This is a genomic window from Haemophilus parainfluenzae ATCC 33392, from assembly GCF_031191205.1.
Classification (GTDB): Bacteria; Pseudomonadota; Gammaproteobacteria; order Enterobacterales; family Pasteurellaceae; genus Haemophilus_D; species Haemophilus_D parainfluenzae.
Genome location: NZ_CP133470.1, coordinates 637952 through 660893, shown reverse-complemented (window position 1 = coordinate 660893; position 22942 = coordinate 637952). Strand labels below are relative to the sequence as shown.

Here is a 22942-nt window from a genome sequence, read left to right as displayed (position 1 = left end):
CTATATGAGGAGTTCTACATGAGTGCATTAGTTACATTGCTAGCTAATATTGTTGCGCCATTGCAACGTCAATTTATTAACTTTATCCGCATTGCCATTTGTGTTGTGATGGTTTGGATTGGAGGTTTAAAAGTTTGCCAATATGAGGCAGATGGTATTGCACACTTTGTGTCAAATAGTCCTTTCTTAAGCTTCCTTTACAAAAACGGTGCAAATGAAGTGACAAATGATAAGGGTGTTTTAGTAAAAGAATATACCTTATATAAAAACCCTGAAGGCAAAATGGTCGCAAAAAATATCGAATGGCATAAAGCCAACGGCACCTACACAGCATCTTATATTATTGGCGCAATCATTGTGACAATTGGTATTTTAGTATTAGCAGGCATTTGGTCTCCAACATTAGGTTTATTCGGAGGCTTACTCACCTTTGGTATGTCGATAGTCACGCTGTCGTTCCTGATATTTACGCCAGAAACCTGGGTGCCAAATTTAGGTGGGGACTTCCCAACACCTAATTATGGCTTCCCATATCTCTCAGGTGCTGGCCGACTCGTGATTAAAGATATTATTATGATGGCAGGCGGCTTAGTTGCTGCAGCAGAATGTGCAAAACGCTATTTAGAGAATAAAAAGCAATTTGCTTAATTGCGTTATTTTAGAAGGCTTGCTGGGATAAATGGCAAGCCTTTTTATTTTTTAATATAAAATAATAAAAAAGAATGAATTAATAGTATTCATATGGTGAGTGGTTCGGTAATTCTATGACCAGATTATTTATTCCGTATAATGAATGATGCATTATGTCTAGTGTCTTAGTCTAAAATTTCTGCTTGAATTTGAAGTTTTAGAAATTCTATACATTTTATTTTATAAGTAGGTAATAATTAGATTTTTTCTTTATTTTAAGGCTTTGTATATGGCAAAAAATAAATATCAATTAGATAGATTGTTATATAAGAAAACGGATGATAAATCGTTTCATGAGATAATTAAATTAGTAGGTTTTTTTAGTGCGTTTATAAAGTATGCTCCATTGCTTGGAGTGTTGTTGATATTTAAATATTGTTTTATTGATATAAATTATATTCCTAAAGGGCTAAGTATTTCGGATTCACTTGTTTATATATTTGTTTCTGTTGGATTTGGTATATTTATTATTTTTTTTACATTACTTCATGTTTTTTCAATATTGTTTTTATCTTCTTATTTAAGGAAAAGGTACTTGTCCACAAATAATAGATTTGAATCGTGTTTCTTAATTTTTATGGGGTTTGTTTTTCTTTTTCTTGTTTTTTTCATTCGTTTGTATATATTTGACAATATTTATTTTAATATTATTCTGCTTTTTGTTTATTTTGTTATTATATATTTTTCATTAATTGAGATTGATAAATCTAAAAATAGTAGTGTTAAGGTTTTTTTTGGCATTTCTCTCGTTTTTTTTAATTTTGTTTTGGGTGGTGTTTCTGAAAGGTTATTAGATAAAACCTTGTCTAGCTTAAGTATAAAAAATGATCATGCAAGTATTAGGGTAACTGATAAAGATTTTTTATTCATAAATGATATTTTGGAAAAGCAAAATTTAAGTCTTAAAACAACTTGTGATGTGCTATATAAAACTAATATTATTCATGATGTGAGGGTATTATGGGGTATTGGTCAAGAATCATTTCTTGACATAGAAGGAGTTAGATTTTCTATAAATAATGATAATTTGACTATTATTAAAAATACGAACTCACCTCCTAGAAAATGTGTTTTAAAAAAATTTAGATGGATTTTTGATGAAGGGGCATACCATATTCAAGACAGTGCAAAAAAAGAAGTTGATGACTTTGTATTAAAATATCCTAAAGAAAGTATAAAAGAAATAACAATCTATGGACTTACAGATCTAAAGCCTTATAAGAAAGGTGGAAATAAAAAGTTATCTGAAAAACGAGCTGAATCTGTAGTTCAATACATAAAAGAAATAGATAAAAAATCCAATTATGAAAGAAATATATCTTTAAAAACAAAAGGATTGGCAAACTTTGAGTATAATCCTTATTGTAAAAAAAATATATTACCGATTAGGGATCTTAAAGATTGTGATGGTATTAATAGAGGTGTTATTTTGGAATTAGAATTAGATAATAAAGAGGGCAAGGAAGATCCTATCCATCATAATAATACTCTTAACAGTATCTGGAGTTATTTTTCTTCTATAAAATTTTAGTATATTCAATATGAATATAGAAGAATTACTTTTTTAGTAGCATACTATTAGTGTTTTAGTTAAAAAAGCGGTCAAAAATCACAACGAATTTTGACCGCTCTTTTTATTACTTTTACTTACGTATTATTTTTGTTTTTTCAAAAACTCAACACCAGTATCTGGGAAGTCGGTGAATACACCGGTTGCACCAGATTTGTTCAATAACGCATCGTACATTTGATTTACGTCAGTGAAGAATTCAGGTAACGCATCTTTACGCACGGTGTATGGGTGTAATTCCACTTTGTATTGTGCAAGTTCTTTCACTAATGGGGTGTACACGATGTTGCCTGGTTTAGATTTTTCTTTATCCACTAACATGTACCAGCCAGGACCAACGCCGTCAGCATATTTTACCACTTCTGCCATTGCGCCTGGTTTGAACATCCAATCGTAATCGTAGTTCACCCATTTGCCTTTCGCATCTTTTTCTTCAGTTTCATGCCAGTCGGTGTATGCCACTAATTGAACAAGTTTTAAATCCATGCCCATTTTTGGTAGCAATTCGTTTTTGATACGTTTTAACTCATTGAAGTCGAAGGTTTGTAAGTAAACCATGTCAGATTTCTTGTCGTAACCGTATTTTTTCAACACTTTAAGGGTTTCAACTGCAATGTCTTTGCCATTTTGGTGGTGGAACCAAGGTGCTTTGATTTCAGGGTAGATACCCACTTTTTTACCGGTAGATTTTTCTAAACCTTGGATGAATTCGATTTCATCTTCAAAAGTGTGAATTCTGAAATGCGATTTCCAAAGTGGGAAGCGTCCTGGATATACTGCAACTTGTTTACCATCTTTAGTTTCAAAGTTTTCAGTCATATTTAAACTTTGAATTTCTTTTAAGGTGAAGTCAATTACATAGTAACGACCATCTTTACGATGACGATTTGGGAATTTTTTCGCTACGTCAGTTAAGCCGTCTAAGAAGTGGTCATGGATAACCACTAAACGACCATCTTTTGTCATCGCTAAGTCTTGTTCTAAGTAGTCTGCGTGTTGTGCAAATGCAAGCGCTTTAGATTCAAGCGTATGTTCTGGTAAGTAACCACTTGCACCACGGTGAGCAATGATAATTTTGTCTGATTTCATAGTGTCCACAGAAGAGTGTGCGCTACATCCTGCAAGTACGCCTGCAGCTAATAAAGAAAGCGCTAAAGTTTTGAGTTTCATTGTGTGTTCTCCTTGATTTACTTATTACATCTTGGTTTCATGTCGTAAAAATAGATTTCACTAATTTCACGGTCATATCCTGGATAAAATCCTTTTGGCATCCCTAACACAATTTGTTTGCCTCGGTTTGCATGGACAAGCAGTTGTTTCGTTTTCGGATTCACATTCAAGCCTTCGACTTCGCCGACATCTCGAATGTCATTCAATGTTTTTTCTAAAACAACGCGAGCTTCATTATTTTTATCTGAAATTTCTACACGATAAATATGATCGGGTTCTTTTTCATCTGCCGTACCATCATCAGATGTAACGTAGAGATCACCGTTATAGGCATAAACCCCTTGAATCCATTGTGGAACAGGTTGTAAATGCACTTTACGTTTATATTTACCTGTTGAAAGATCATATTCATATAAATAACGGCCACTTTCTTCACCAACCCAAGATGCCATCCAAACTGAATTGTGAACGGTATCTACAGTGATGCCGGAAACTTCGACTTGACCTGACTCAGGATTAAAATCAACTGATCTTTTTAATGCGAGGGTTTCAGGATCGTGAATCGCAATTTGAATATTTTTACCTACGCCGGCATCAAACCATTCGGAGGAAACATAAAGTTCATTGTTGTAGATATCAATGTCGCCAATGTGATTGGCTTCCTTTTGGTAGCCGACAAAAGGATCTTTATTTTCTTTAATCAGTTTCCCATTCATATCGTATTTAGCGAGCGTTTTACTGCCTGATACATATAAATATTTACCATCAGTGGTAATGCCTTGACGTCCGTTGACTTCGAGCACCTTGTCTAATTTATAAGTATAAGCGGGGAGTGCTGAACGATAGGGCGCTTCACAAGTTTGATTTGCTAATGCTGCATTTGCCATAACTGCCGCGCCTAACATAATGGTTAATTTATTCAATTTCATCACATTATCTCCTTTTAAAGTGCGGTTAAAAATTCAGTTGTTTTTGTAATAAAAAAGGCGGCAAGCCTTCGCCTGTCGCCTTTAATTTATAGATTATTTAGTACCGTAGGTATCGCCTAATTTAGCTTTATGTTTACCTTCTTCAACCATTACGATGAAGAGTAATAACACCGCTAAGATACCACCGCCGATCATGACGTAGAAACCGCCGTCCCAGCCATAGTGTTGTGCTGCCCAACCGATAACAGCTGATGCTGATACTGTACCGCCTAAGTAACCGAATAAACCGGTGAAACCTGCTGCTGTACCTGCTGCTTTTTTCGGTGCAAGCTCAAGAGCGTGTAAGCCGATTAACATTACAGGACCGTAGATTAAGAAACCGATTAAGGTCATTAAGATGAAGTCAGTTAATTGATATGGGTTTTCATACCAAGCTGCATAGTTTGCAAGCTCTGCTTCAGGTGTAGCTGGGTTCATCCAGTATGCTACAACTGCTGCGGTAGTTAAGATCATGAAGATGAAACCGGTTAAACCACGTTTACCTTTGAAGACTTTATCTGATACCCAACCACATAATAATGTACCTGGAACCGCTGCTAATTCATAGATTGTGTAAGCCCATGCAGTACCTTTGATGTTGAAGTGTTTTACTTCACTTAAGTAAACCGGAGACCATTTCAATACGCCGTAGCGGATTAAGTATACGAATACGTTAGCAATCGCGATGTACCATAACAATTTGTTTTTCAATACATAAGTGACGAAGATTTCTTTTGTGCTTAAATCGTTTTCGTAAGTTTTTTCGTTATAGTCATCTGGGTAGTCATTACGCCATTTTTCGATTGATGGTAAACCACAAGATTGTGGAGTATCACGCATGACGAAGTAAACTGGAATTGCACAGAGCATTGCCGCAATACCCGGATAGTAGAGGGATTGTTGCCAAATATCTTTTGCTTGCGCTTCGACACCATGAGTGCTGAAGAAGACGGCACTTGCTAATAGCACCATTGCACCCGGCATCATACCACCGATGTTGTGCGCGGTATTCCAGATAGATACGATAGTACCGCGTTCTGATTTAGACCACCAGTGTACCATTGTACGACCACATGGAGGCCAACCCATACCTTGGAACCAACCATTTAAGAAAATCATTACCCACATGATGGCCACGCCAGAGGTTGCCCATGGGAATAAACCCATCATGGTCATACAAAGACCAGAAAGCAATAAACCAAATGGTAAGAATACGCGAGGGTTCGAACGGTCAGACATACCTGCCATGACGAACTTAGATAAACCGTAGGCAAGACCAGCCGCTGAGCCGATAACACCTAGTTGCGCTTTAGTGTACAAGCCCTGTTGAATTAAACCGGGTTGTGCTAAGTCAAAGTTTGCACGTACAAAATAGTAAGCAGCATAACCAAAGAAGATCCCTGCAAACACTTGCCAACGTAAGCGTTTATACGTGGAATCAATTTTCTCCGCTGGAAGTTCCGCAATATGCGGAGCGGGTTTAAATGGTCCAAACATAATTTCTCTCCAATATCATTTTAATTATGAGTCCACCCCCATGCTGGGGATAGCGTGCATAATAAAATAAAAATAGAAATTAAAAAGGGAAATAATTCAAAAATGTGATGCATTTCACAAAATATTTTTTAACAAATGAGCGAATTCGAAAATTGTGTGATCTGTCTCACAAAACAGCTTTCTTTTTCGCTCAAAATGTTGTGAATTTAACCGCTCTCTCATACAATAGCCATGGAATTTGTAACAGTTTTTACGTTTCTTTTTATTAATATTTTGGCTTTGGGGGTAACAATGGGATTATCGCCTAATATGTATCGTGATGTGGGTGATTTTTCACCTATCTCGACGGATGTGATTATCATTGGTGGCGGTGCGACAGGTGCGGGGATTGCCCGTGACTGTGCATTGCGTGGAATTAACTGTATTTTATTAGAGCGTCGTGATATTGCGACAGGCGCAACAGGCCGTAACCATGGTTTGTTACATAGTGGTGCGCGTTATGCCGTGAACGATCAGGAATCAGCAGAAGAATGTATTAAAGAAAATAAAATTCTGCGCAATATCGCTCGTCACTGTGTGGATGAAACAGAAGGTTTATTTATCACCTTACCTGAAGATTCCCTTGATTATCAAAAAACCTTCATCGAAAGTTGTACCAAATCCGGTATTGAAGCGGTCGCCATTGATCCTAAACTTGCCCAAATTATGGAACCATCAGTCAACCCTAATTTAGTGGGTGCCGTTGTGGTGCCAGATGGTTCAATCGATCCTTTCCGTTTAACGGCTTCCAACGTGATGGATGCCACCGAAAATGGCGCGAAAATGTTCACTTATTGTGAAGTAAAAAGCTTAATTCGCGAAGGTGGCAAAGTGATCGGTGTGGATGTTTACGATCACAAAAATCGTGTAAATCGTAAATTCTTTGCGCCATTAGTCGTCAATGCGGGTGGTATTTGGGGACAAGGTATCGCAGAATATGCGGATCTCAAAATCAAAATGTTCCCCGCAAAAGGCGCATTACTTGTCATGGGGCACCGCATCAACAAAATGGTCATTAACCGTTGCCGTAAACCGGCGGATGCGGACATTCTTGTGCCAGGTGATACCATTTGTGTTATCGGTACAACCTCTAGCCGTATTCCTTATGATCAAATCGATAACATGGAAGTCACCCCGGAAGAAGTGGATATTTTATTCCGTGAAGGGGAAAAACTTGCACCAAGCTTGCGTCATACTCGCGTATTACGTGCTTATGCCGGTGTACGTCCGTTAGTCGCGTCTGATGATGACCCATCTGGTCGTAACGTGAGTCGAGGTATCGTGTTGCTTGACCACGCAGAGCGTGATGGCTTAGAAGGCTTTATCACTATCACTGGCGGTAAATTAATGACTTATCGCCTAATGGCAGAATGGGCAACGGATCTTGTTTGTAAAAAACTCAACAAAACCGCACGTTGTACAACCGCTGAGAGTCCATTGCCGGGTTCAACTGAAAGCCGCGCAGAAACCAATCAGAAAGTCATTTCACTTCCAAGTACGATTCGTTATTCAGCCGTGTATCGTCATGGTTCTCGCGCCACTCGTTTATTAGATAAAGAACGTCTCGACCGTTCAATGGTGTGCGAATGTGAAGCCGTGACAGCGGGTGAAGTCCGTTATGCCGTTGATGAATTAAATGTGAATAACTTAGTGGATTTACGTCGCCGTACTCGTGTAGGTATGGGTACTTGCCAAGCTGAGCTTTGCGCATGTCGTGCAGCGGGTTTAATGAACCGTTTTGACGTAGCAACACCTCGTCAATCGACCACTCAATTAACCGCTTTCATGGAAGAGCGTTGGCGCGGTATTGAGCCTATTGCATGGGGTGAAGCGATTCGTGAAGCGGAATTTACTTCATGGATGTATGGCAGTGTGTTGGGTTTAAATGACGTTCAACCGCTTGAAACTGACAAACAGCAAGGGACGGATAACAATGAATTTTGATGTAGTGATTATTGGTGGCGGCCTTGCAGGTTTAACTTGCGGCATCGCCCTACAAGAACAAGGCAAACGTTGTGTCATTATCAATAACGGCCAAGCAGCGATTGATTTTGCATCCGGCTCATTAGATTTATTAAGCCGTTTACCAAATGGTGCGTTTGTTAAAAATATTCCTGAAAATTTGACCGCACTTGCAGCTCAATTACCACAACACCCTTATAGCATTATGGGTGCTGAACGTGTATTAGCGAAAGCGCAAGATTTCGAGAAATTAGCGGAATCGTTAAATTTAGATTTAATTGGTTCAACCGCAGAAAATCATCTTCGTGTAACGGGTTTAGGTAGCTTACGCGGTGCATGGCTTTCACCAAATAGTGTGCCAACCGTGCAAGGCGAAACCCCATTCCCTTATAAAAAAATTGCGGTTTTAGGCATTGAAGGCTATCACGATTTCCAACCAGAATTATTGGCAGATAACCTCACGCTCAATCCACAATTTGCACATTGTGAAGTGAAAACCGGCTTTTTAAATATCCCTGAATTAGATCAGTTACGTGCAAACTCTCGTGAGTTCCGCAGTGTAAACATTGCTCAAGTTTTAGAATATAAACTGAAATTTGATGATCTTGTAGCTGAAATGAAAGAAGCGGCGAAAGGTAATGAAGCCATTTTCTTGCCAGCATGTTTCGGCTTAGAAAATCAAGAGTTTATGGAGTCACTTCGTAAAGCAACTGGCTTACCATTATTTGAATTGCCAACTTTACCGCCTTCTTTATTAGGTATGCGTCAACGTATTCAATTACGTCATCGTTTTGAGAAATTAGGCGGACTCATGATGAATGGTGATAGCGCATTAAAAGCACATTTTCATGGCAATAAAGTTCGTGCTATTCAAACGCGTTTGCACGAAGAGGAAGAAATCACAGCAGAACATTTTGTCTTAGCTTCTGGCAGTTTCTTCAGTAAAGGTTTAGTTTCTGAATTCGATAAAATCTACGAACCCGTATTCCATTCTGACATCATCGGTGTGGAAGGTTTTAACGATACGGATCGCTTTACTTGGACTGATCACCGTTTCTCAAATCCACAACCGTACCAATCTGCGGGCGTGGCGATTAATGCGCAATGCCAAGTACAAAAGAGCGGTCAATTTTTAACGAATTTATATGCGGTGGGTAATGTGATTGGTGGTTTCAATGCCCTAGAGCTTGGTTGTGGTTCTGGCGTAGCAGTGGTAACAGCGCTTGCTGTTGCTGATGAAATTCTTCACAACACACATTAAGGAGGCGTTATGAACATTCAACAATTAATTGAAAATGCAAAACAATCCCTTAATGCACCACAACATCATCATGCCTTTGATGAGAGTTTTGAAAGTTGTATTAAATGTACGGCTTGTACAGCAGTGTGTCCGGTTTCGCGTCAGAATCCAAACTATCCAGGTCCAAAACAATCGGGGCCGGATGGTGAGCGTTTACGCTTAAAATCAGCCGAGCTTTATGATGAAGCATTGAAATACTGTACTAATTGTAAACGTTGTGAAATTGCCTGTCCGTCTGATGTAAAAATCGGTGACATTATTGTTCGCGCAAGAAACAAATACCTTGCTCAACAACACAAGCCCGCAGTGCAAAAATTACGTGATGCGATTTTAAGTAACACCGATATTATGGGGTCACTTAATACACCGCTTGCACCAATTGTGAATACGATTACAGGCTTGAAAGCGACAAAATTTGTGTTGGAAAAAGCGTTAAAAATCAGTCGTCATCGTACATTACCAAAATATTCCTTTGGTACGTTCCGCAGCTGGTATATGAAAAAAATGTTGGAAAGCCAACAAAAATTCGAACGTAAAGTGGCGTATTATCATGGCTGTTATGTGAACTACAATAACCCACAATTGGGCAAAGAATTTATTCAAGTATTCAATGCCATGGATATTGGCGTGGTATTATTGGAAAAAGAAAAATGCTGTGGCTTGCCATTAAGCGTGAACCAGTTCCCAGAACGAGCGAAGAAAATCGCACAATTTAATACCGATTACATCAGCAAAATGGTGGATGAAAATGGCTTGGATGTGATCAGTGAAGCATCAAGTTGTGCCTTAAATTTACGTGATGAATATCATCATATTTTAGGTATCGACAATGCGAAAGTTCGTCCGCATATTCACATGGTGACACCATTCTTATATCAACTCTTTAAAGAAGGTAAAACTTTACCACTTAAACCACTGAAATTGCGTGTGGCTTATCACACCGCATGTCACGTGGATAAAGCGGGTTGGGCACCCTACACCTTGGAAGTGTTAAAACAAATTCCAGGTTTAGAAGTAGTGATGCTCCCATCACAATGTTGTGGTATCGCAGGAACATACGGTTTCAAAGAAGAAAACTACGAGGTTTCCCAATCTATCGGTAAAAACTTATTCGATAACATCAATGCAGGCGGATTTGATTACGTAATCTCTGAATGCCAAACTTGTAAATGGCAGATCGATATGTCATCTAACGTGACTTGTATCCATCCATTAACATTATTGTGTATGTCAATGAATCAAGTTTAGTGAAAAGAGCGGAAACTGATAAAAAAAGTGACCGCTCTTTTTGTTATTCAATCCAATATGGAGAATTAATTATGCAAAAAATCTTCAAAGTTTCCTTACTTGCTGTGCTTTCATCCCTTGCGGTCAACAGCTTTGCCAGCACGGCAGAAGTGAAAGTGCTTGAGCCTCAATTAAATTACCAACAACTTCTTACTCAAAGACAGGTTGTGGATGAGTTGCTTGAACAAGCAGTGAAAATCCAAAACTCGCCGGCTCGTGTGTCAAATGCAGGTTTTACGGCGAAACTTCCTTCTAATATGGAGCGTATTGCGGATCTTTTATTGGAAGCGTATAAGCTTGAGCCTTATCGTGTGGATTTTTTGTTTGGCGCAGCGAATGCCAATATTTATAACGGTAATACAGATAAAGCCATTGAGCTTTACCAAAAAGTGCTTGATGTGGCGCCAGATGATGTGAAAGCCCACACTTACTTGGCGGCATGGAATCGTTTTAAAGGCAATCAAGCAGAAACTACTAAACATTTAGAACGCTTAAAACAACTTTCACCAGAAAGTGCGAGCAAATTAGAAAAAGTCTTTGCCGTGATTGATAAAGCAGCTAATCAACCAATTACAGATAAACTGGAAACCAAGTTACCGGCACAATCTGCAATTATTGCATTGGGCTATGCGTTAAACCCAGATGGCAGTATGCATGATATTTTGGTGCAACGTTTAGAGAAAACCTTAGAAATTGCGAATCAAAATCCAGATGCGTTAATTATTGTGACGGGCGGTGTGCCACAAAATAATAAAACCGAAGGGGATTTGATGAAGCAATGGTTGATTGAGAAAGGCGTGGATGCAAGCCGTATTTATTCTGATAACTATGCACGTTCAACTGTTGAAAATGCGCTTTTCTCTCGTTACTCTTTAGCGAAACATAAAATCAAACATGCTGTGTTGATTAGCTCGGGTAGTCATGTTCGTCGTGGACAAGCGTTATTTGAAATTGCGACGCAAGAATCCGGTCCACAAGGTATTGTGATTGAAACGGTCGCCGCATTAGATAAACCGTTAGATCAGCTACAAAAAATTACAGAGAAAGATTTGCTGGGTATTTATCGTGACAGCTTAAAAACCATGGGATTGCCAATGTTTAATAGCGGGCCATTGCAAGATTAATTAATCTTTCCAAAAACAAAAGTGCGGTGAAATTTCACCGCACTTTTTTATCTTCTCGTTCGATTAAAGAATATGTTGATATTGTTCTAACATTTCTTTTGGCCATACGCTTGATTGCACTTCACCAATGTGTTTTTTGTGAAGTAAAAGCATTGCCATACGAGACTGACCGATACCACCACCGATAGTGATAGGTAATTTGCCGTTTAATAAATCTTGGTGCCAATCCATTTTTAAGCGATCTTCATCGCCGGTTAAACCAACTTGTAAACGCAATGCGGATTCATCTACACGAATACCCATTGAAGAAAGCTCAAACGCTTTACCTAACTCAGCGTTCCATACCAAAATGTCGCCGTTTAAACCTTTGTAGCCGTTTTCAGATTCTGTTGTCCAGTCATCGTAGTCTGGTGCACGACCATCATGTGGTTTACCGTCTGATAATTTGCCACCGATACCAATTAAGAACACGGCACCATATTCTTTACAAATGGCGTTTTCACGCTCTTTGCTTGAAAGAGCTGGGTAGCGTTTCACTAAATCTTCACTGTGAACGAAGGTGATTTCTTTTGGTAAGCTTGATGGAATGTCAAAGCGAGCTTCTACGGCTAATTCAGTTAAACGGATTGCACGATAGATAGAACGTACAGTTTCTTTTAAATAAGCAAAGTTACGACGACCTTCAGGAATCACTTTTTCCCAGTCCCATTGATCCACATAAACAGAGTGAGTTTGATCCAATGAATCTTCATCTGGACGTAATGCTTTCATATGAACAAATAAGCCTTCACCTTCTTTAAAGTGGAAACGTGCGAGAGTATGACGTTTCCATTTAGCCAATGAGTGAACCACTTCATAAACGGCATTTGGGATACATTTCACGTTTACTTGAACCGCTTTCTCAATGCCTGATAAGTTATCTTGCATACCGTTGCCAACTTCACTAAGGATTGGACCTTGTACTTCGATAATGCCAAGTTGTTCAATCAAGTTTTGAGTAAAGGTGTTCTTCACAAAGCTAATTTCTTGTTGTTGTAAAATAAACGTCTTTTTCATATTTATCCTTCTTTTTATAATAACCGGTAAGATTTGTTGTGCATTATTCAATAAAATGACAAATTATTTCAAGTAATTTCTTTACATTGTTTTAAATGTTGAATATTATCAAAAATAAAGAAGGTATTTTGGAAAAGATCTAATAAGGAGTGTTTTATGAACAATATCGATACACTTGATCGACAAATTCTCCGTGTACTGACTAAAGATGCCCGTACACCTTATGCTGAAATGGCCAAAAACTTTGGGGTGAGCCCAGGTACGATTCATGTTCGCGTAGAGAAAATGCGCCAGTCTGGTTTGATTGAAGGCACAAAAGCGATTATTGATGAGCGTAAGCTGGGTTATGATGTGTGCTGCTTTATTGGTATTATTTTGAAAAGCGCAAAAGATTACGAAAAAGTGATTAAAAAGCTCGAAACTTTCGATGAAGTGGTAGAGGCGTATTACACCACAGGGAATTATTCTATTTTTATTAAAGTAATGACACACACGATTGCTGAATTACATTCTGTGCTGGCGACTAAGATCCAGTTAATTGATGAAATTCAATCGACGGAAACTTTGATCTCCATGCAAAATCCAATTTTACGAGACATTAAACCTTAAATGTCACCGAAACAATAAAGGCGTGTATTAAACACGCCTTTGCTTTTTTTGATTAACGATAACGATCGAGGAATTTGTAATAGAGTACGCCGATCTTGGTGGCTAAGTTTTTGAGGTATTTTCCACCGTAAAATGAAGGCACTTTCAACCCTTCAAAAATTCTCAAACGTTCATCATTACCTAAAATCGCTTCTGCAATAATACGTCCCGCAAGCCCGGTTAGTGCGACACCATGACCAGAATAGCCCTGCGCAAAATAAATATGCGGCGAGATACGACCGAAATGTGGGCTAGCGTTCATTGTCATATCAATCGGTCCTGCCCAACCATAATCAATTTTGACATTTTCTAATTGTGGGAAGACATGCAGCATATTGCGGCGCATAATTTGCACCATATCTTTTTCGGAGCTTGAATCGCTACCAAATAACAAACGGTTATCCGCACTCAAACGATAGTAATCAAGTAAGATATTGTTATCGCAAACAGACATACCATTGTTGATCACGGAATCAGCAGTGGCTTGATCTAAGGGCTCGGTCGCAATAATAAAGCTCTCAACCGGTAAGATTTTACGATTAATGCCGTGATGAATGGATTTCGGTAGTGCATCAATATAAGCATTGGTAGCTAAAATAACGTCTTGAGAAATGACCGCACTTTTATCGGTTTTGACTTCAATGCAGCCTGATTTTTCTACTAAATCCACAACAGGAGATTGTTCGTAAATCTGCACGCCCAAATCTAAGCAGGCTTTTGCTAAACCTAAGCAATAGTTTAATGGGTGTAAGTGGCCTGAGTTGCTATCGTATAAACCGCCTACATAAATATCACTGCCTAGATGTTGTTTCAGTTTGGCTTTATCCCAAAGTTGCATTTTGTCATAGCCAAAAGTCGCGTGGCTGGCTTTTTCCATTTCAATGAGATCGTCCATACGACGTTCATTTAACGCCAATGTGGCATAACCTTTTTTCCAATCGCATTGAATGCCATATTTCGCAATGCGCTCATCAATAATATCAATGGCCTCTAGCGACATATCCCAAAGTTGCTTCGCTTTATCAAAGCCTACTTGAGCAATATATTCATCAATGCCTTCTTCAAAACCGTTGATGGCTTGACCGCCACTTCTACCAGATGCACCAAATCCGACTCGCGCGCCTTCTAGCACAATCACTTTTTTGCCTTTTTCTGCTAATTCAAGGGCAGCAGATAAGCCAAAGAAACCCGCACCGATGACACAAACATCTGCTTCTTCTTGCTGAGTGAGCGGCGGCAGTTCAAAGGTTTGATTTCGACTGTCGAGATAATAAGATTTGACGTGTTCTTGATGAGCAAATTCGAGCATAGTTGATGACTGATTAACATAAAATAGAGATAGGCGAAATCTTACCCTGATGGGAAAATATGTCAAACCTTTTGCAAAAAAGGTGCTATACTCCTCAAGTTTACATAGGTAAACGATTACTTAAGGTTTATTTTGATTGTCCTGAGGAGGTCAATAAATTGAAAAAAAATGCTGTTCAATACATTAAATCTCTTTGTCTGTCTGCCGTCGCATTCGTCGCAACCTCTGCGGCATTTGCTGCTGAAAAACTTTATGTTTATAACTGGACTGACTATGTGCCATCTAATTTGGTTGCGGAATTTACCAAAGAAACCGGCATTGAAGTGATTTATTCAACATTTGAAAGTAATGAAGAAATGTATGCTAAATTGAAGCTGACCTCTAGTACAGGTAGTGGTTATGATTTAGTTTTCCCATCAAGCTATTACGTTAATAAAATGGCGAAAGAAGGCATGTTACAAGAGCTTGATCACAGCAAATTAAGTAATTTTAACCAAATTCCAGCAAATTTATTAAACAAGGAATTTGACCCAAATAACAAATATTCTCTGCCTTACGTTTATGGCTTAACCGGTATCGGTGTGAATGCGGATGATATTGACCCAAGCAAAATTACGAGTTGGGCTGATTTCTGGAATCCAGAATATAAAGGTAAAGTATTATTAACCAGTGATGCGCGAGAAGTGTTCCATATTGCATTACTTTTAGATGGAAAATCACCAAATACCACGAATGAAGAAGACATTAAAGCGGCTTACGAGCGCTTAGTGAAATTGTTACCAAATGTGGTGACTTTTAACTCTGACTCGCCAGAAGTGCCGTTTGTTCAAGGTGAAGCTTCTATCGGTATGTTATGGAATGGTTCGGCTTATTTAGCACACAAAGAAAATCCAAGTATCCAATTTGTGTATCCAAAAGAAGGCGCGATTTTCTGGATGGATAACTACGCGATTCCAAAAGGTGCGAAAAATACAGAGGGCGCTTATAAATTTATCGACTTCTTACTTCGTCCTGAAAATGCGAAATTAGTGGTTGAAAAAATGGGCTTCTCAATGCCAAATGAAGGCGTGAAAGCGTTACTTTCACCTGAAATGGCGAATAACCCAACCTTGTTCCCATCTGCTGAAAACATTGAAAAAGGCATTATGCAAGGCGATGTGGGGGAAGCAGTAGACATTTACGAAAAATATTGGAATAAATTAAAAACCAATTAATCAAATATTGATAAAAAGTGCGGTGAGTTTGACCGCACTTTTGCTTTGTAAAGGATGACAAATGAGTTTTCTTGAGCGACTTTTTCACGCAATCTTGTTTGAAACCACGGTTGTGTTGCTTTCTGTTTTCGCTTTGTATTTCTTTACAGAAGAAAGTGTTTCTATTCTCTTTGGATCCATGGTATTGGTTTCCTTAACCGCCATGCTATGGAATCTCGTTTTTAATTATTTTCTTGATAAAGTGTTTACGGGGCCGAGAGAAAAGCGAGGCGTCATATTTCGTACTTTACATGCCATTTCATTTGAGGGCGGTTTGCTTATTTTCACCATGCCGATCATTGCTTACTTTTTAAAAGTGGATTGGATTACAGCTTTTATGATGGATTTCAGCTTAACGGTGATGGTGACCGTTTATACCTTTATTTTTAATTGGGTGTATGATCACGCACGATTGCTGTTTATTAAGCATGAATGATGCAATAGGTAAGAGAAGAAATAAAAAAGTGCGGTCAAAATATAAGATGTTTTTGACCGCACTTTGATTTTTTAAGGGCATTATAAAACGCCCTTTTATTTCTTAAAGTTTTTCTACTAACTCAATAGCTGCACCAATATAGGTTGCAGGAGTGAGTTGTTGTAAACGGGCTTTTTCATCGGCTGGGATAGCCAGTTTTTCGATGAATTCACGCATTGCTTTTTCATCAACGCGTTTACCACGAGTGAGCTCTTTTAATTTTTCGTATGGTTTTTCAATACCATAGCGACGCATCACGGTTTGGATTGGCTCAGCTAAAACTTCCCAGTTTTGGTTGAGTTCATCACGGAGATGTTGTTCGTTCACTTCTAATTTGCTGATACCTTTACGCGTTGCGGCATACGCAATTAAGCAATAACCTAAACCCACACCTAAGTTACGTAATACAGTGGAGTCGGTTAAGTCACGTTGCCAGCGAGAAATTGGTAATTTTTGACCTAGGTGAGTCATCACAGCATTGGCTAAACCTAAGTTACCTTCTGAGTTTTCGAAGTCGATAGGATTTACTTTATGCGGCATGGTAGATGAACCAATTTCACCCGCGATAGTGCGTTGTTTAAAGTGATTTAACGCAATGTAACCCCATAAATCACGATCGAAGTCGATGATGATGGTATTAAAACGTACCACGGTATCAAAGTATTCAGCAATGTAATCATGTGGTTCAATTTGCGTAGTGTATGGGTTCCAATCTAAACCTAATGAGGTGACAAACTCTTCGCTGAATTTGTGCCAGTTGATATTTGGATAAGCCGATAAATGCGCATTGTAGTTACCTACGGCGCCGTTGATTTTACCCAAGATTTCATTTTGTTGGAGCTGTTTGAATTGGCGTTTTAAACGGTAAACCACGTTTGCCATTTCTTTACCCACAGTACTTGGTGAGGCAGGCTGGCCGTGTGTACGAGAGAGTAATGGGATGGTTTTGTATTCGTTTGCTAAACGAGTGATTTCATCAATCAGTTTTTGCCATTCCGGTAAGATTACTTCTTCACGCGCCGTTTTTAACATTAAGGCATGAGAAAGGTTGTTAATGTCTTCTGATGTACACGCAAAGTGAATAAATTCAGAGACTTTGGCTAATTCTGGTAAGGCCTCACTTTTTTCTTTTAAGAAATACTCAACTGCTTTTACGTCATGATTTGTGGTGCGCTCAATTTCTTTGATACGTTCAGCATCTTGAAGACTGAATTTTTCCACAATTTTATTAAGGTAATCGTTTGCTTCTTTAGACAAAGAAGAAACTTCTTGGATTTCAGCGGTCGCCGCCAATTTTTGTAACCAACGTACTTCCACGGTGACACGGAATTTGAGCAAGCCAAATTCACTGAAAATACCACGCAATGCGGTGGCTTTATCTTGATAACGACCGTCAATCGGGGAAAGAGCGGTTAATGCGGAAAGTTGCATAAGAGTTCTCCAAGGATTAATTTAAAGTTAAGTAGAGTTGTCGTGCCGCTTGCACTAATTTTTTACGATGAAATAACAGTTGCCATTTGCTGCCGCCGACTTGACGCCACAAAACGGCGGAACGAATGCCGGCAAGTAAACACGCACGGATTTTGTCTTGCACACTTTGTTGCTGTAAATGATATGCCGAACCAATAATATGAATGCGTTTACCTAAAGGACTAATCGTATCGACATAAATGTTTGCCATGATAGAAAACATCTCATCATCAAATTGATTGTCGTGATAAGCAAGTTGTTCCGGTAAACGGGCAATACGGCGGCCAAGTTCTTGTTTGATTTCAGGTTGTTTGTTTAATTTGCTCTCTAACGCTAACAAGCTGCCCCAATAATTTAATAAATTTTTGTCATTTAATTGGGTGAGTTGCTCGATAAGCGTGTTTAATCCCACTTTAAGATGTTGAACATCACCGCCAAATACGGCTAATGTATCTTCGGGTTGAGTAATGAGAAGAGAATGAATGGTCGTTTGGAATGCATCTTGGTTATCAACTTCGCCTTTTTGAGCTAATTGACTGATTAATAAGACTGATTGACAAACACCGGCAAGTGCCAGAGCCATATCATTATAATTTTTCATTGGGATTATAAATTGTGAGCTGCAGAAATTTTTGGCGTAATATAGCATTTTTACACATTGTTTTGAACTCAATCATTAAAAAACGCCCTATCTTTTGTTATCATAGCGTCAATTCAGTTTACAGAATAAAAGGATAACCAATGACAAAACCAATTGTATTCAGTGGCGTGCAGCCTTCCGGCGAATTAACTATCGGGAATTATTTAGGTGCACTTCGCAACTGGGTGAAAATGCAAGAAGATTATGAGTGTATTTTCTGTGTGGTGGATTTACATGCCATCACTGTACGTCAAGATCCTGTAGCACTTCGCAAGGCAACCCTTGATGTGCTCGCCCTTTACTTGGCTTGTGGCATTGATCCGAATAAAAGCACGATCTTCGTGCAATCTCATGTACCTGAGCATACTCAACTAAGCTGGGTATTAAACTGTTACACCTATTTTGGTGAGATGAGCCGTATGACTCAATTTAAAGATAAATCAGCACGTTATGCCGAAAATATTAACGTGGGTTTATTTGATTATCCGGTTTTAATGGCAGCAGATATCTTACTTTACCAAGCGAAAAGCGTGCCGGTAGGGGATGACCAAAAACAACATTTAGAAATCACCCGTGATATTGCCGCTCGTTTTAATGCCCTTTATGGTGATATTTTCACTATTCCTGAAATCTTCTTAGGTAAAGCGGGCGCGCGTATTATGTCTTTGCAAGATCCTGACAAAAAAATGTCTAAATCCGATGATAACCGTAATAACGTGGTGACCTTGCTTGAAGATCCAAAATCGGTGGCGAAAAAAATCAAACGTGCGGTAACAGACTCTGATGAACCACCTGTTGTACGTTATGATGTGAAAAACAAAGCGGGTGTGTCTAACTTATTAGATATTCTTTCTGCGGTAACGGATAAATCTGTGGCAGAACTTGAAAAAGAATTTGAAGGCAAAATGTATGGACACTTAAAAACAGCCGTTGCTGATGAAGTGTCAAATTTACTTGCGGGGTTACAAGAACGTTTTTATCAATATCGTAATGATGAAGCACTTTTAGACGAGATTTTGCGTCAAGGTGCAGAAAAAGCCCGTGCAAGAGCGAAAGAAACCCTTGCCAAAGTGTACGAAGCCGTGGGCTTTGTTGCTGCAAAATAATTTTAAACTTAATAAGCCGTGTTATATCACGGCTTTTTTAGATAAGGAGAAAAAGATGGCCATTCAAACTGAAAAACCAATTGAATGCGTAGGTTGTAATACTTTCGATATGAAATCATTGTTTGATAACAGTGATTGTAGTTTACCTATCGAACAGTTTTATGCGACTCGTCAAGATGCAGAAGGCGCATTGGAATATTTCACATTAAAAGCACGTGATGTAGAAAGTGAACCTTGCCAAATTCAATCTGAAATTCAACAGGTTGAAGAGGGATATGTACTTAAAGCGGTTTTCACATTCTGCTGCCAAGCGGAATTAGTGATTTTCCAAATGAAGCTTGTGTAAGTGATAACTTACTCTAGAAAAAAACGCTATTTGTGACCGCACTTTCTGATATTTATGTCCCCCTGCATCGTATTATTCCTTTTTCTAATGTAGAAGGGCAGGGGAATCGTACCAGTATTTTCTTACAAGGTTGTAAGTTAAACTGCCTTTATTGCCACAATCCAGAAACCATTCCGCGTTATGCGGAAGGGGCTCATCAAGTCAGTTTGCAGTATTTGTATGAGCAAGCGATGGATGCGGTACCGTTCATTCGTGGTGTAACGGTTTCTGGCGGGGAACCTACTATTCATCATAAAAAGCTTGTCCCATTGTTTCAAAAACTACGTGAGGAAGGGCTAACTTGCTATTTGGATAGCAGTGGTTTCTTTGAATTTGACGCAATTCGTCCTTTAATTGATGTCACGGACAAATTTCTCTTTGATTTGAAAGGAGAAGGACTTGGCTTACAGAGTTTGTGCTTTGATAGACAAAATCGCCAAGGCATTGTCCCGAAAAACATCATCCCCGCTCATCAACATATCAAGCAAGAAAACTTAGATCGCAATTTGAAGAACTTGGCGCAATTATTACCATTAAATAAAGTGGAAGAAGTGCGGTTAGTTTATGTGGCGAATTTTTTTGATGCAGAAAAGTTGGTGGAAAAGGTCGCGTCCTTATTGAAAGACTATCCGAATGTGTTGCTCAAAATTATCCGAATGCACACAAAAGGTGCACGAGATGCCGAAGGACTCACTCCTTATGTCCCAACCGTTGAGCAGACTCAAGCGCTTGAAAACTATGCGAAATCTTGTGGTCTGACCAAAATTGTGACCATTTTATAAGCAAACATGCCGAAAATAGTAAAAATATTCCGACTTTTTACCGAAAAACAAGTAGAATAGGACAATTTTATTCACTTACTTATCTAACCAACCTAGGGGAAAAAAATGGGTATTTTAGGTAGCGTTTTAGGCATTGTCGTATTACTGGTCATTGCCGTATTATTTTCAAATAATCGTAAGGCGATTAATTTACGTACTGTATTAGGGGCTTTGGCGATCCAAATCGGATTTGCGGCCCTTATTTTGTATGTGCCGTTTGGTCGTGATGCATTACAAGCGACAGCAAATGGTGTATCAAATGTTATCGCTTATGGTAATGAAGGGATTAACTTCGTCTTTGGTGGCTTAGCAGATCCTTCAAATGCCGGCTTTATCTTTGCGGTGAAAGTGTTACCAATCATCGTCTTTTTCTCTGGTTTAATTTCAGTGCTTTACTACTTAGGCATCATGCAAGTGGTCATCAAAGTGATTGGTGGTGCATTGCAAGCGGCATTAGGTACATCTAAAGCAGAATCGATGTCTGCAGCAGCGAATATCTTCGTTGGTCAGACTGAAGCACCTTTAGTAGTTCGTCCTTACATTAAAAATATGACCCAATCTGAATTGTTCGCTATTATGGCGGGTGGTACAGCTTCTATCGCGGGCTCAGTAATGGCGGGTTATGCAGGAATGGGCGTGCCGTTGACTTACTTAATCGCGGCATCTTTCATGGCTGCACCAGCAGGTTTATTATTTGCGAAAATTTTATTCCCACAAACTGAACAATTTACTGATAAACAACCTGAAACGGATGATAGCGAAAAACCAACCAACGTGCTTGAAGCAATGGCGGGTGGTGCGAGTGCAGGTATGCAATTAGCGTTAAACGTAGGTGCGATGTTAATCGCATTCGTGGGTTTAATCGCTTTAATTAACGGTATCTTAGGTGGCGTAGGTGGCTGGTTCGGTTACGGTGACTTAACATTACAATCAATCTTTGGTTGGATCTTCAAACCATTAGCGTACTTAATTGGTGTATCTTGGGATGAATCTGCAATCGCGGGTCAAATGATTGGTATGAAATTAGCCGTAAATGAATTCGTGGGTTACTTAGAGTTCGCGAAATACTTACAACCAGATACAGCAGTTGTATTAAGTGAAAAAACTAAAGCAATTATTACTTTCGCATTATGTGGTTTCGCTAACTTCAGCTCTATCGCGATCTTAATCGGTGGTATCGGTGGTATGGCACCAAATCGTCGTGGTGATGTGGCTCGCTTAGGTTTAAAAGCAGTTGTCGCAGGTACATTAGCTAACTTAATGAGTGCGACTATCGCAGGTTTATTCATCGAGTTAAGCGGCGTAGCAATGTAATTAAAATGTGGTGAATTTTGACCGCACTTTATCTCTCAACACCACGAATCATTCGTGGTGTTGTACTTTAAAGCAGGCGAAAACGTTTGCTTAAATGACTTTTTATTTATCAACAAGAGGAAAAAACAATGACTCCACATATTAACGCTCCTGAAGGCGCATTTGCAGATGTTGTATTAATGCCAGGCGATCCGCTTCGTGCAAAATATATTGCTGAAACATTCTTAGAGGATGCGAAAGAGGTGACTAACGTTCGCAATATGTTGGGTTATACCGGTACCTATAAAGGTCGTCGTATCTCTGTTATGGGTCACGGTATGGGTATCCCATCTTGCTCAATTTATGCGAAAGAATTAATTACTGAATACGGCGTGAAAAAAATCATCCGTGTTGGTTCTTGTGGTGCCGTACGTATGGACGTTAAAGTACGTGATGTCATCATCGGCCTTGGTGCATGTACTGATTCAAAAGTAAACCGTATTCGTTTCAAAGATAACGATTTCGCTGCAATTGCTGATTTTGATATGGCACAAGCAGCGGTTCAAGCAGCAAAAGAAAAAGGTAAACAAGTTCGCGTAGGGAATCTTTTCTCTGCAGACCTATTCTACACGCCAGATTTCGAAATGTTTGATGTGATGGAAAAATACGGCATCTTAGGCGTAGAAATGGAAGCAGCGGGTATCTATGGCGTGGCAGCAGAATATGGTGCAAAAGCACTTTGTATCTGTACTGTTTCAGACCATATTCGTACACACGAACAAACTACTGCAGAAGAACGTCAATTAACCTTCAATGATATGATTGAAATTGCGTTAGAATCAGTATTAATTGGTGATAATGCATAATCTGTTTGATTTA

At 39.0% G+C, this 22942-nt stretch carries 21 protein-coding genes; 14 read left to right on the top strand and 7 right to left on the bottom strand.

What is annotated here, in order from left to right:
* Positions 1–18 precede the first annotated feature (18 nt).
* Positions 19–648: a YkgB family protein gene (locus tag RDV53_RS03210; RefSeq protein WP_005697450.1), complete on the top strand. Its 630-nt coding sequence runs from the start codon at positions 19–21 to the stop codon at positions 646–648.
* 271 nt (positions 649–919) lie between these two features.
* Positions 920–2221, top strand: coding sequence for an OmpA family protein (locus RDV53_RS03205; RefSeq protein WP_115353572.1), 1302 nt, complete (start codon positions 920–922; stop codon positions 2219–2221).
* A gap of 123 nt (positions 2222–2344) precedes the next feature.
* Here RDV53_RS03205 and glpQ read toward each other — a convergent pair whose 3' ends face one another.
* The 3 genes from glpQ to glpT form a co-directional block, all read right to left on the bottom strand.
* Entirely contained in the window at positions 2345–3430 is a 1086-nt protein-coding gene (gene glpQ, locus RDV53_RS03200; protein WP_005694789.1) for a glycerophosphodiester phosphodiesterase, read from the bottom strand.
* 17 nt (positions 3431–3447) lie between these two features.
* A complete protein-coding gene (locus tag RDV53_RS03195) occupies positions 3448–4359 on the bottom strand; it encodes a hypothetical protein (protein WP_005694787.1) in 912 nt (303 codons plus the stop codon).
* Between the two features lie 93 nt (positions 4360–4452).
* A complete protein-coding gene (gene glpT, locus RDV53_RS03190; RefSeq protein WP_005694786.1) occupies positions 4453–5895 on the bottom strand; it encodes a glycerol-3-phosphate transporter in 1443 nt (480 codons plus the stop codon).
* A 291-nt stretch (positions 5896–6186) separates the two neighbouring features.
* On the opposite strand from glpT, the gene glpA reads away from it, so the two are divergent.
* The 4 genes from glpA (at position 6187) to RDV53_RS03170 (ending at position 11607) form a co-directional block, all read left to right on the top strand.
* Positions 6187–7878 carry an anaerobic glycerol-3-phosphate dehydrogenase subunit A gene (gene glpA / locus RDV53_RS03185; protein ID WP_032822355.1) on the top strand — a complete coding sequence of 564 codons (1692 nt, stop codon included), beginning with the start codon at positions 6187–6189 and terminating at the stop codon, positions 7876–7878.
* On the top strand, positions 7868–9157 hold the full coding sequence (gene glpB / locus RDV53_RS03180; protein WP_005694784.1) for a glycerol-3-phosphate dehydrogenase subunit GlpB: 1290 nt from the start codon (positions 7868–7870) through the stop codon (positions 9155–9157). The genes glpA and glpB overlap by 11 nt, the downstream gene beginning before the upstream one ends.
* A gap of 9 nt (positions 9158–9166) precedes the next feature.
* The gene (gene glpC, locus RDV53_RS03175) at positions 9167–10444 is read left to right on the top strand and encodes an anaerobic glycerol-3-phosphate dehydrogenase subunit GlpC (protein WP_005694783.1); all 1278 of its coding nucleotides are present in this window, start codon (positions 9167–9169) and stop codon (positions 10442–10444) included.
* Between the two features lie 71 nt (positions 10445–10515).
* Positions 10516–11607, top strand: a complete 1092-nt coding sequence (locus RDV53_RS03170) for a YdcF family protein (protein WP_032822356.1) — start codon at positions 10516–10518, stop codon at positions 11605–11607.
* 63 nt (positions 11608–11670) lie between these two features.
* Here the strand turns inward: RDV53_RS03170 and asnA are convergent, their stop codons facing one another.
* Entirely contained in the window at positions 11671–12663 is a 993-nt protein-coding gene (gene asnA / locus RDV53_RS03165; protein ID WP_005694781.1) for an aspartate--ammonia ligase, read from the bottom strand.
* Between the two features lie 156 nt (positions 12664–12819).
* On the opposite strand from asnA, the gene asnC reads away from it, so the two are divergent.
* A complete protein-coding gene (asnC, locus tag RDV53_RS03160) occupies positions 12820–13272 on the top strand; it encodes a transcriptional regulator AsnC (protein WP_005694780.1) in 453 nt (150 codons plus the stop codon).
* 52 nt (positions 13273–13324) lie between these two features.
* Here the strand turns inward: asnC and RDV53_RS03155 are convergent, their stop codons facing one another.
* Positions 13325–14620 carry an NAD(P)/FAD-dependent oxidoreductase gene (locus RDV53_RS03155; protein WP_005694779.1) on the bottom strand — a complete coding sequence of 432 codons (1296 nt, stop codon included), beginning with the start codon at positions 14618–14620 and terminating at the stop codon, positions 13325–13327.
* A gap of 158 nt (positions 14621–14778) precedes the next feature.
* Here RDV53_RS03155 and RDV53_RS03150 point away from each other — a divergent pair, with 158 nt between their 5' ends.
* Positions 14779–15834: an extracellular solute-binding protein gene (locus RDV53_RS03150; RefSeq protein ID WP_032822358.1), complete on the top strand. Its 1056-nt coding sequence runs from the start codon at positions 14779–14781 to the stop codon at positions 15832–15834.
* Positions 15835–15895: 61 nt separating this feature from the next.
* The gene (locus RDV53_RS03145) at positions 15896–16309 is read left to right on the top strand and encodes a PACE efflux transporter (protein ID WP_005694775.1); all 414 of its coding nucleotides are present in this window, start codon (positions 15896–15898) and stop codon (positions 16307–16309) included.
* Positions 16310–16411: 102 nt separating this feature from the next.
* On the opposite strand, the gene purB is transcribed toward RDV53_RS03145, so the two are convergent.
* Complete coding sequence (gene purB, locus RDV53_RS03140; protein WP_005694774.1) at positions 16412–17779, bottom strand: adenylosuccinate lyase; 1368 nt, start codon at positions 17777–17779, stop codon at positions 16412–16414.
* 16 nt (positions 17780–17795) lie between these two features.
* Positions 17796–18419, bottom strand: a complete 624-nt coding sequence (gene hflD / locus RDV53_RS03135; RefSeq protein ID WP_005694773.1) for a high frequency lysogenization protein HflD — start codon at positions 18417–18419, stop codon at positions 17796–17798.
* A 140-nt stretch (positions 18420–18559) separates the two neighbouring features.
* Between hflD and trpS the strand changes: the two genes are divergently transcribed.
* From trpS to deoD, 5 genes are all read left to right on the top strand, one after another.
* Positions 18560–19564, top strand: coding sequence for a tryptophan--tRNA ligase (gene trpS, locus RDV53_RS03130; RefSeq protein WP_005694772.1), 1005 nt, complete (start codon positions 18560–18562; stop codon positions 19562–19564).
* A gap of 55 nt (positions 19565–19619) precedes the next feature.
* Positions 19620–19910 carry a YfcZ/YiiS family protein gene (locus RDV53_RS03125; protein WP_005697358.1) on the top strand — a complete coding sequence of 97 codons (291 nt, stop codon included), beginning with the start codon at positions 19620–19622 and terminating at the stop codon, positions 19908–19910.
* A gap of 32 nt (positions 19911–19942) precedes the next feature.
* Complete coding sequence (locus RDV53_RS03120) at positions 19943–20731, top strand: 4Fe-4S cluster-binding domain-containing protein (RefSeq protein ID WP_005694770.1); 789 nt, start codon at positions 19943–19945, stop codon at positions 20729–20731.
* A 105-nt stretch (positions 20732–20836) separates the two neighbouring features.
* Positions 20837–22084 carry a NupC/NupG family nucleoside CNT transporter gene (locus RDV53_RS03115; RefSeq protein ID WP_005694769.1) on the top strand — a complete coding sequence of 416 codons (1248 nt, stop codon included), beginning with the start codon at positions 20837–20839 and terminating at the stop codon, positions 22082–22084.
* 128 nt (positions 22085–22212) lie between these two features.
* Positions 22213–22929: a purine-nucleoside phosphorylase gene (deoD, locus tag RDV53_RS03110; protein WP_005694768.1), complete on the top strand. Its 717-nt coding sequence runs from the start codon at positions 22213–22215 to the stop codon at positions 22927–22929.
* Positions 22930–22942 lie beyond the last annotated feature (13 nt).

Coding starts and splice junctions, on each gene's coding strand:
- RDV53_RS03210 (WP_005697450.1), top strand. CDS start 19: ATGAGTGCATTAGTTACATTGCTAGCTAATATTGTTGCGCCATTGCAA.
- RDV53_RS03205 (WP_115353572.1), top strand. CDS start 920: ATGGCAAAAAATAAATATCAATTAGATAGATTGTTATATAAGAAAACG.
- glpQ (WP_005694789.1), bottom strand. CDS start 3,430: ATGAAACTCAAAACTTTAGCGCTTTCTTTATTAGCTGCAGGCGTACTT.
- RDV53_RS03195 (WP_005694787.1), bottom strand. CDS start 4,359: ATGAAATTGAATAAATTAACCATTATGTTAGGCGCGGCAGTTATGGCA.
- glpT (WP_005694786.1), bottom strand. CDS start 5,895: ATGTTTGGACCATTTAAACCCGCTCCGCATATTGCGGAACTTCCAGCG.
- glpA (WP_032822355.1), top strand. CDS start 6,187: ATGGGATTATCGCCTAATATGTATCGTGATGTGGGTGATTTTTCACCT.
- glpB (WP_005694784.1), top strand. CDS start 7,868: ATGAATTTTGATGTAGTGATTATTGGTGGCGGCCTTGCAGGTTTAACT.
- glpC (WP_005694783.1), top strand. CDS start 9,167: ATGAACATTCAACAATTAATTGAAAATGCAAAACAATCCCTTAATGCA.
- RDV53_RS03170 (WP_032822356.1), top strand. CDS start 10,516: ATGCAAAAAATCTTCAAAGTTTCCTTACTTGCTGTGCTTTCATCCCTT.
- asnA (WP_005694781.1), bottom strand. CDS start 12,663: ATGAAAAAGACGTTTATTTTACAACAACAAGAAATTAGCTTTGTGAAG.
- asnC (WP_005694780.1), top strand. CDS start 12,820: ATGAACAATATCGATACACTTGATCGACAAATTCTCCGTGTACTGACT.
- RDV53_RS03155 (WP_005694779.1), bottom strand. CDS start 14,620: ATGCTCGAATTTGCTCATCAAGAACACGTCAAATCTTATTATCTCGAC.
- RDV53_RS03145 (WP_005694775.1), top strand. CDS start 15,896: ATGAGTTTTCTTGAGCGACTTTTTCACGCAATCTTGTTTGAAACCACG.
- purB (WP_005694774.1), bottom strand. CDS start 17,779: ATGCAACTTTCCGCATTAACCGCTCTTTCCCCGATTGACGGTCGTTAT.
- hflD (WP_005694773.1), bottom strand. CDS start 18,419: ATGAAAAATTATAATGATATGGCTCTGGCACTTGCCGGTGTTTGTCAA.
- trpS (WP_005694772.1), top strand. CDS start 18,560: ATGACAAAACCAATTGTATTCAGTGGCGTGCAGCCTTCCGGCGAATTA.
- RDV53_RS03125 (WP_005697358.1), top strand. CDS start 19,620: ATGGCCATTCAAACTGAAAAACCAATTGAATGCGTAGGTTGTAATACT.
- RDV53_RS03115 (WP_005694769.1), top strand. CDS start 20,837: ATGGGTATTTTAGGTAGCGTTTTAGGCATTGTCGTATTACTGGTCATT.
- deoD (WP_005694768.1), top strand. CDS start 22,213: ATGACTCCACATATTAACGCTCCTGAAGGCGCATTTGCAGATGTTGTA.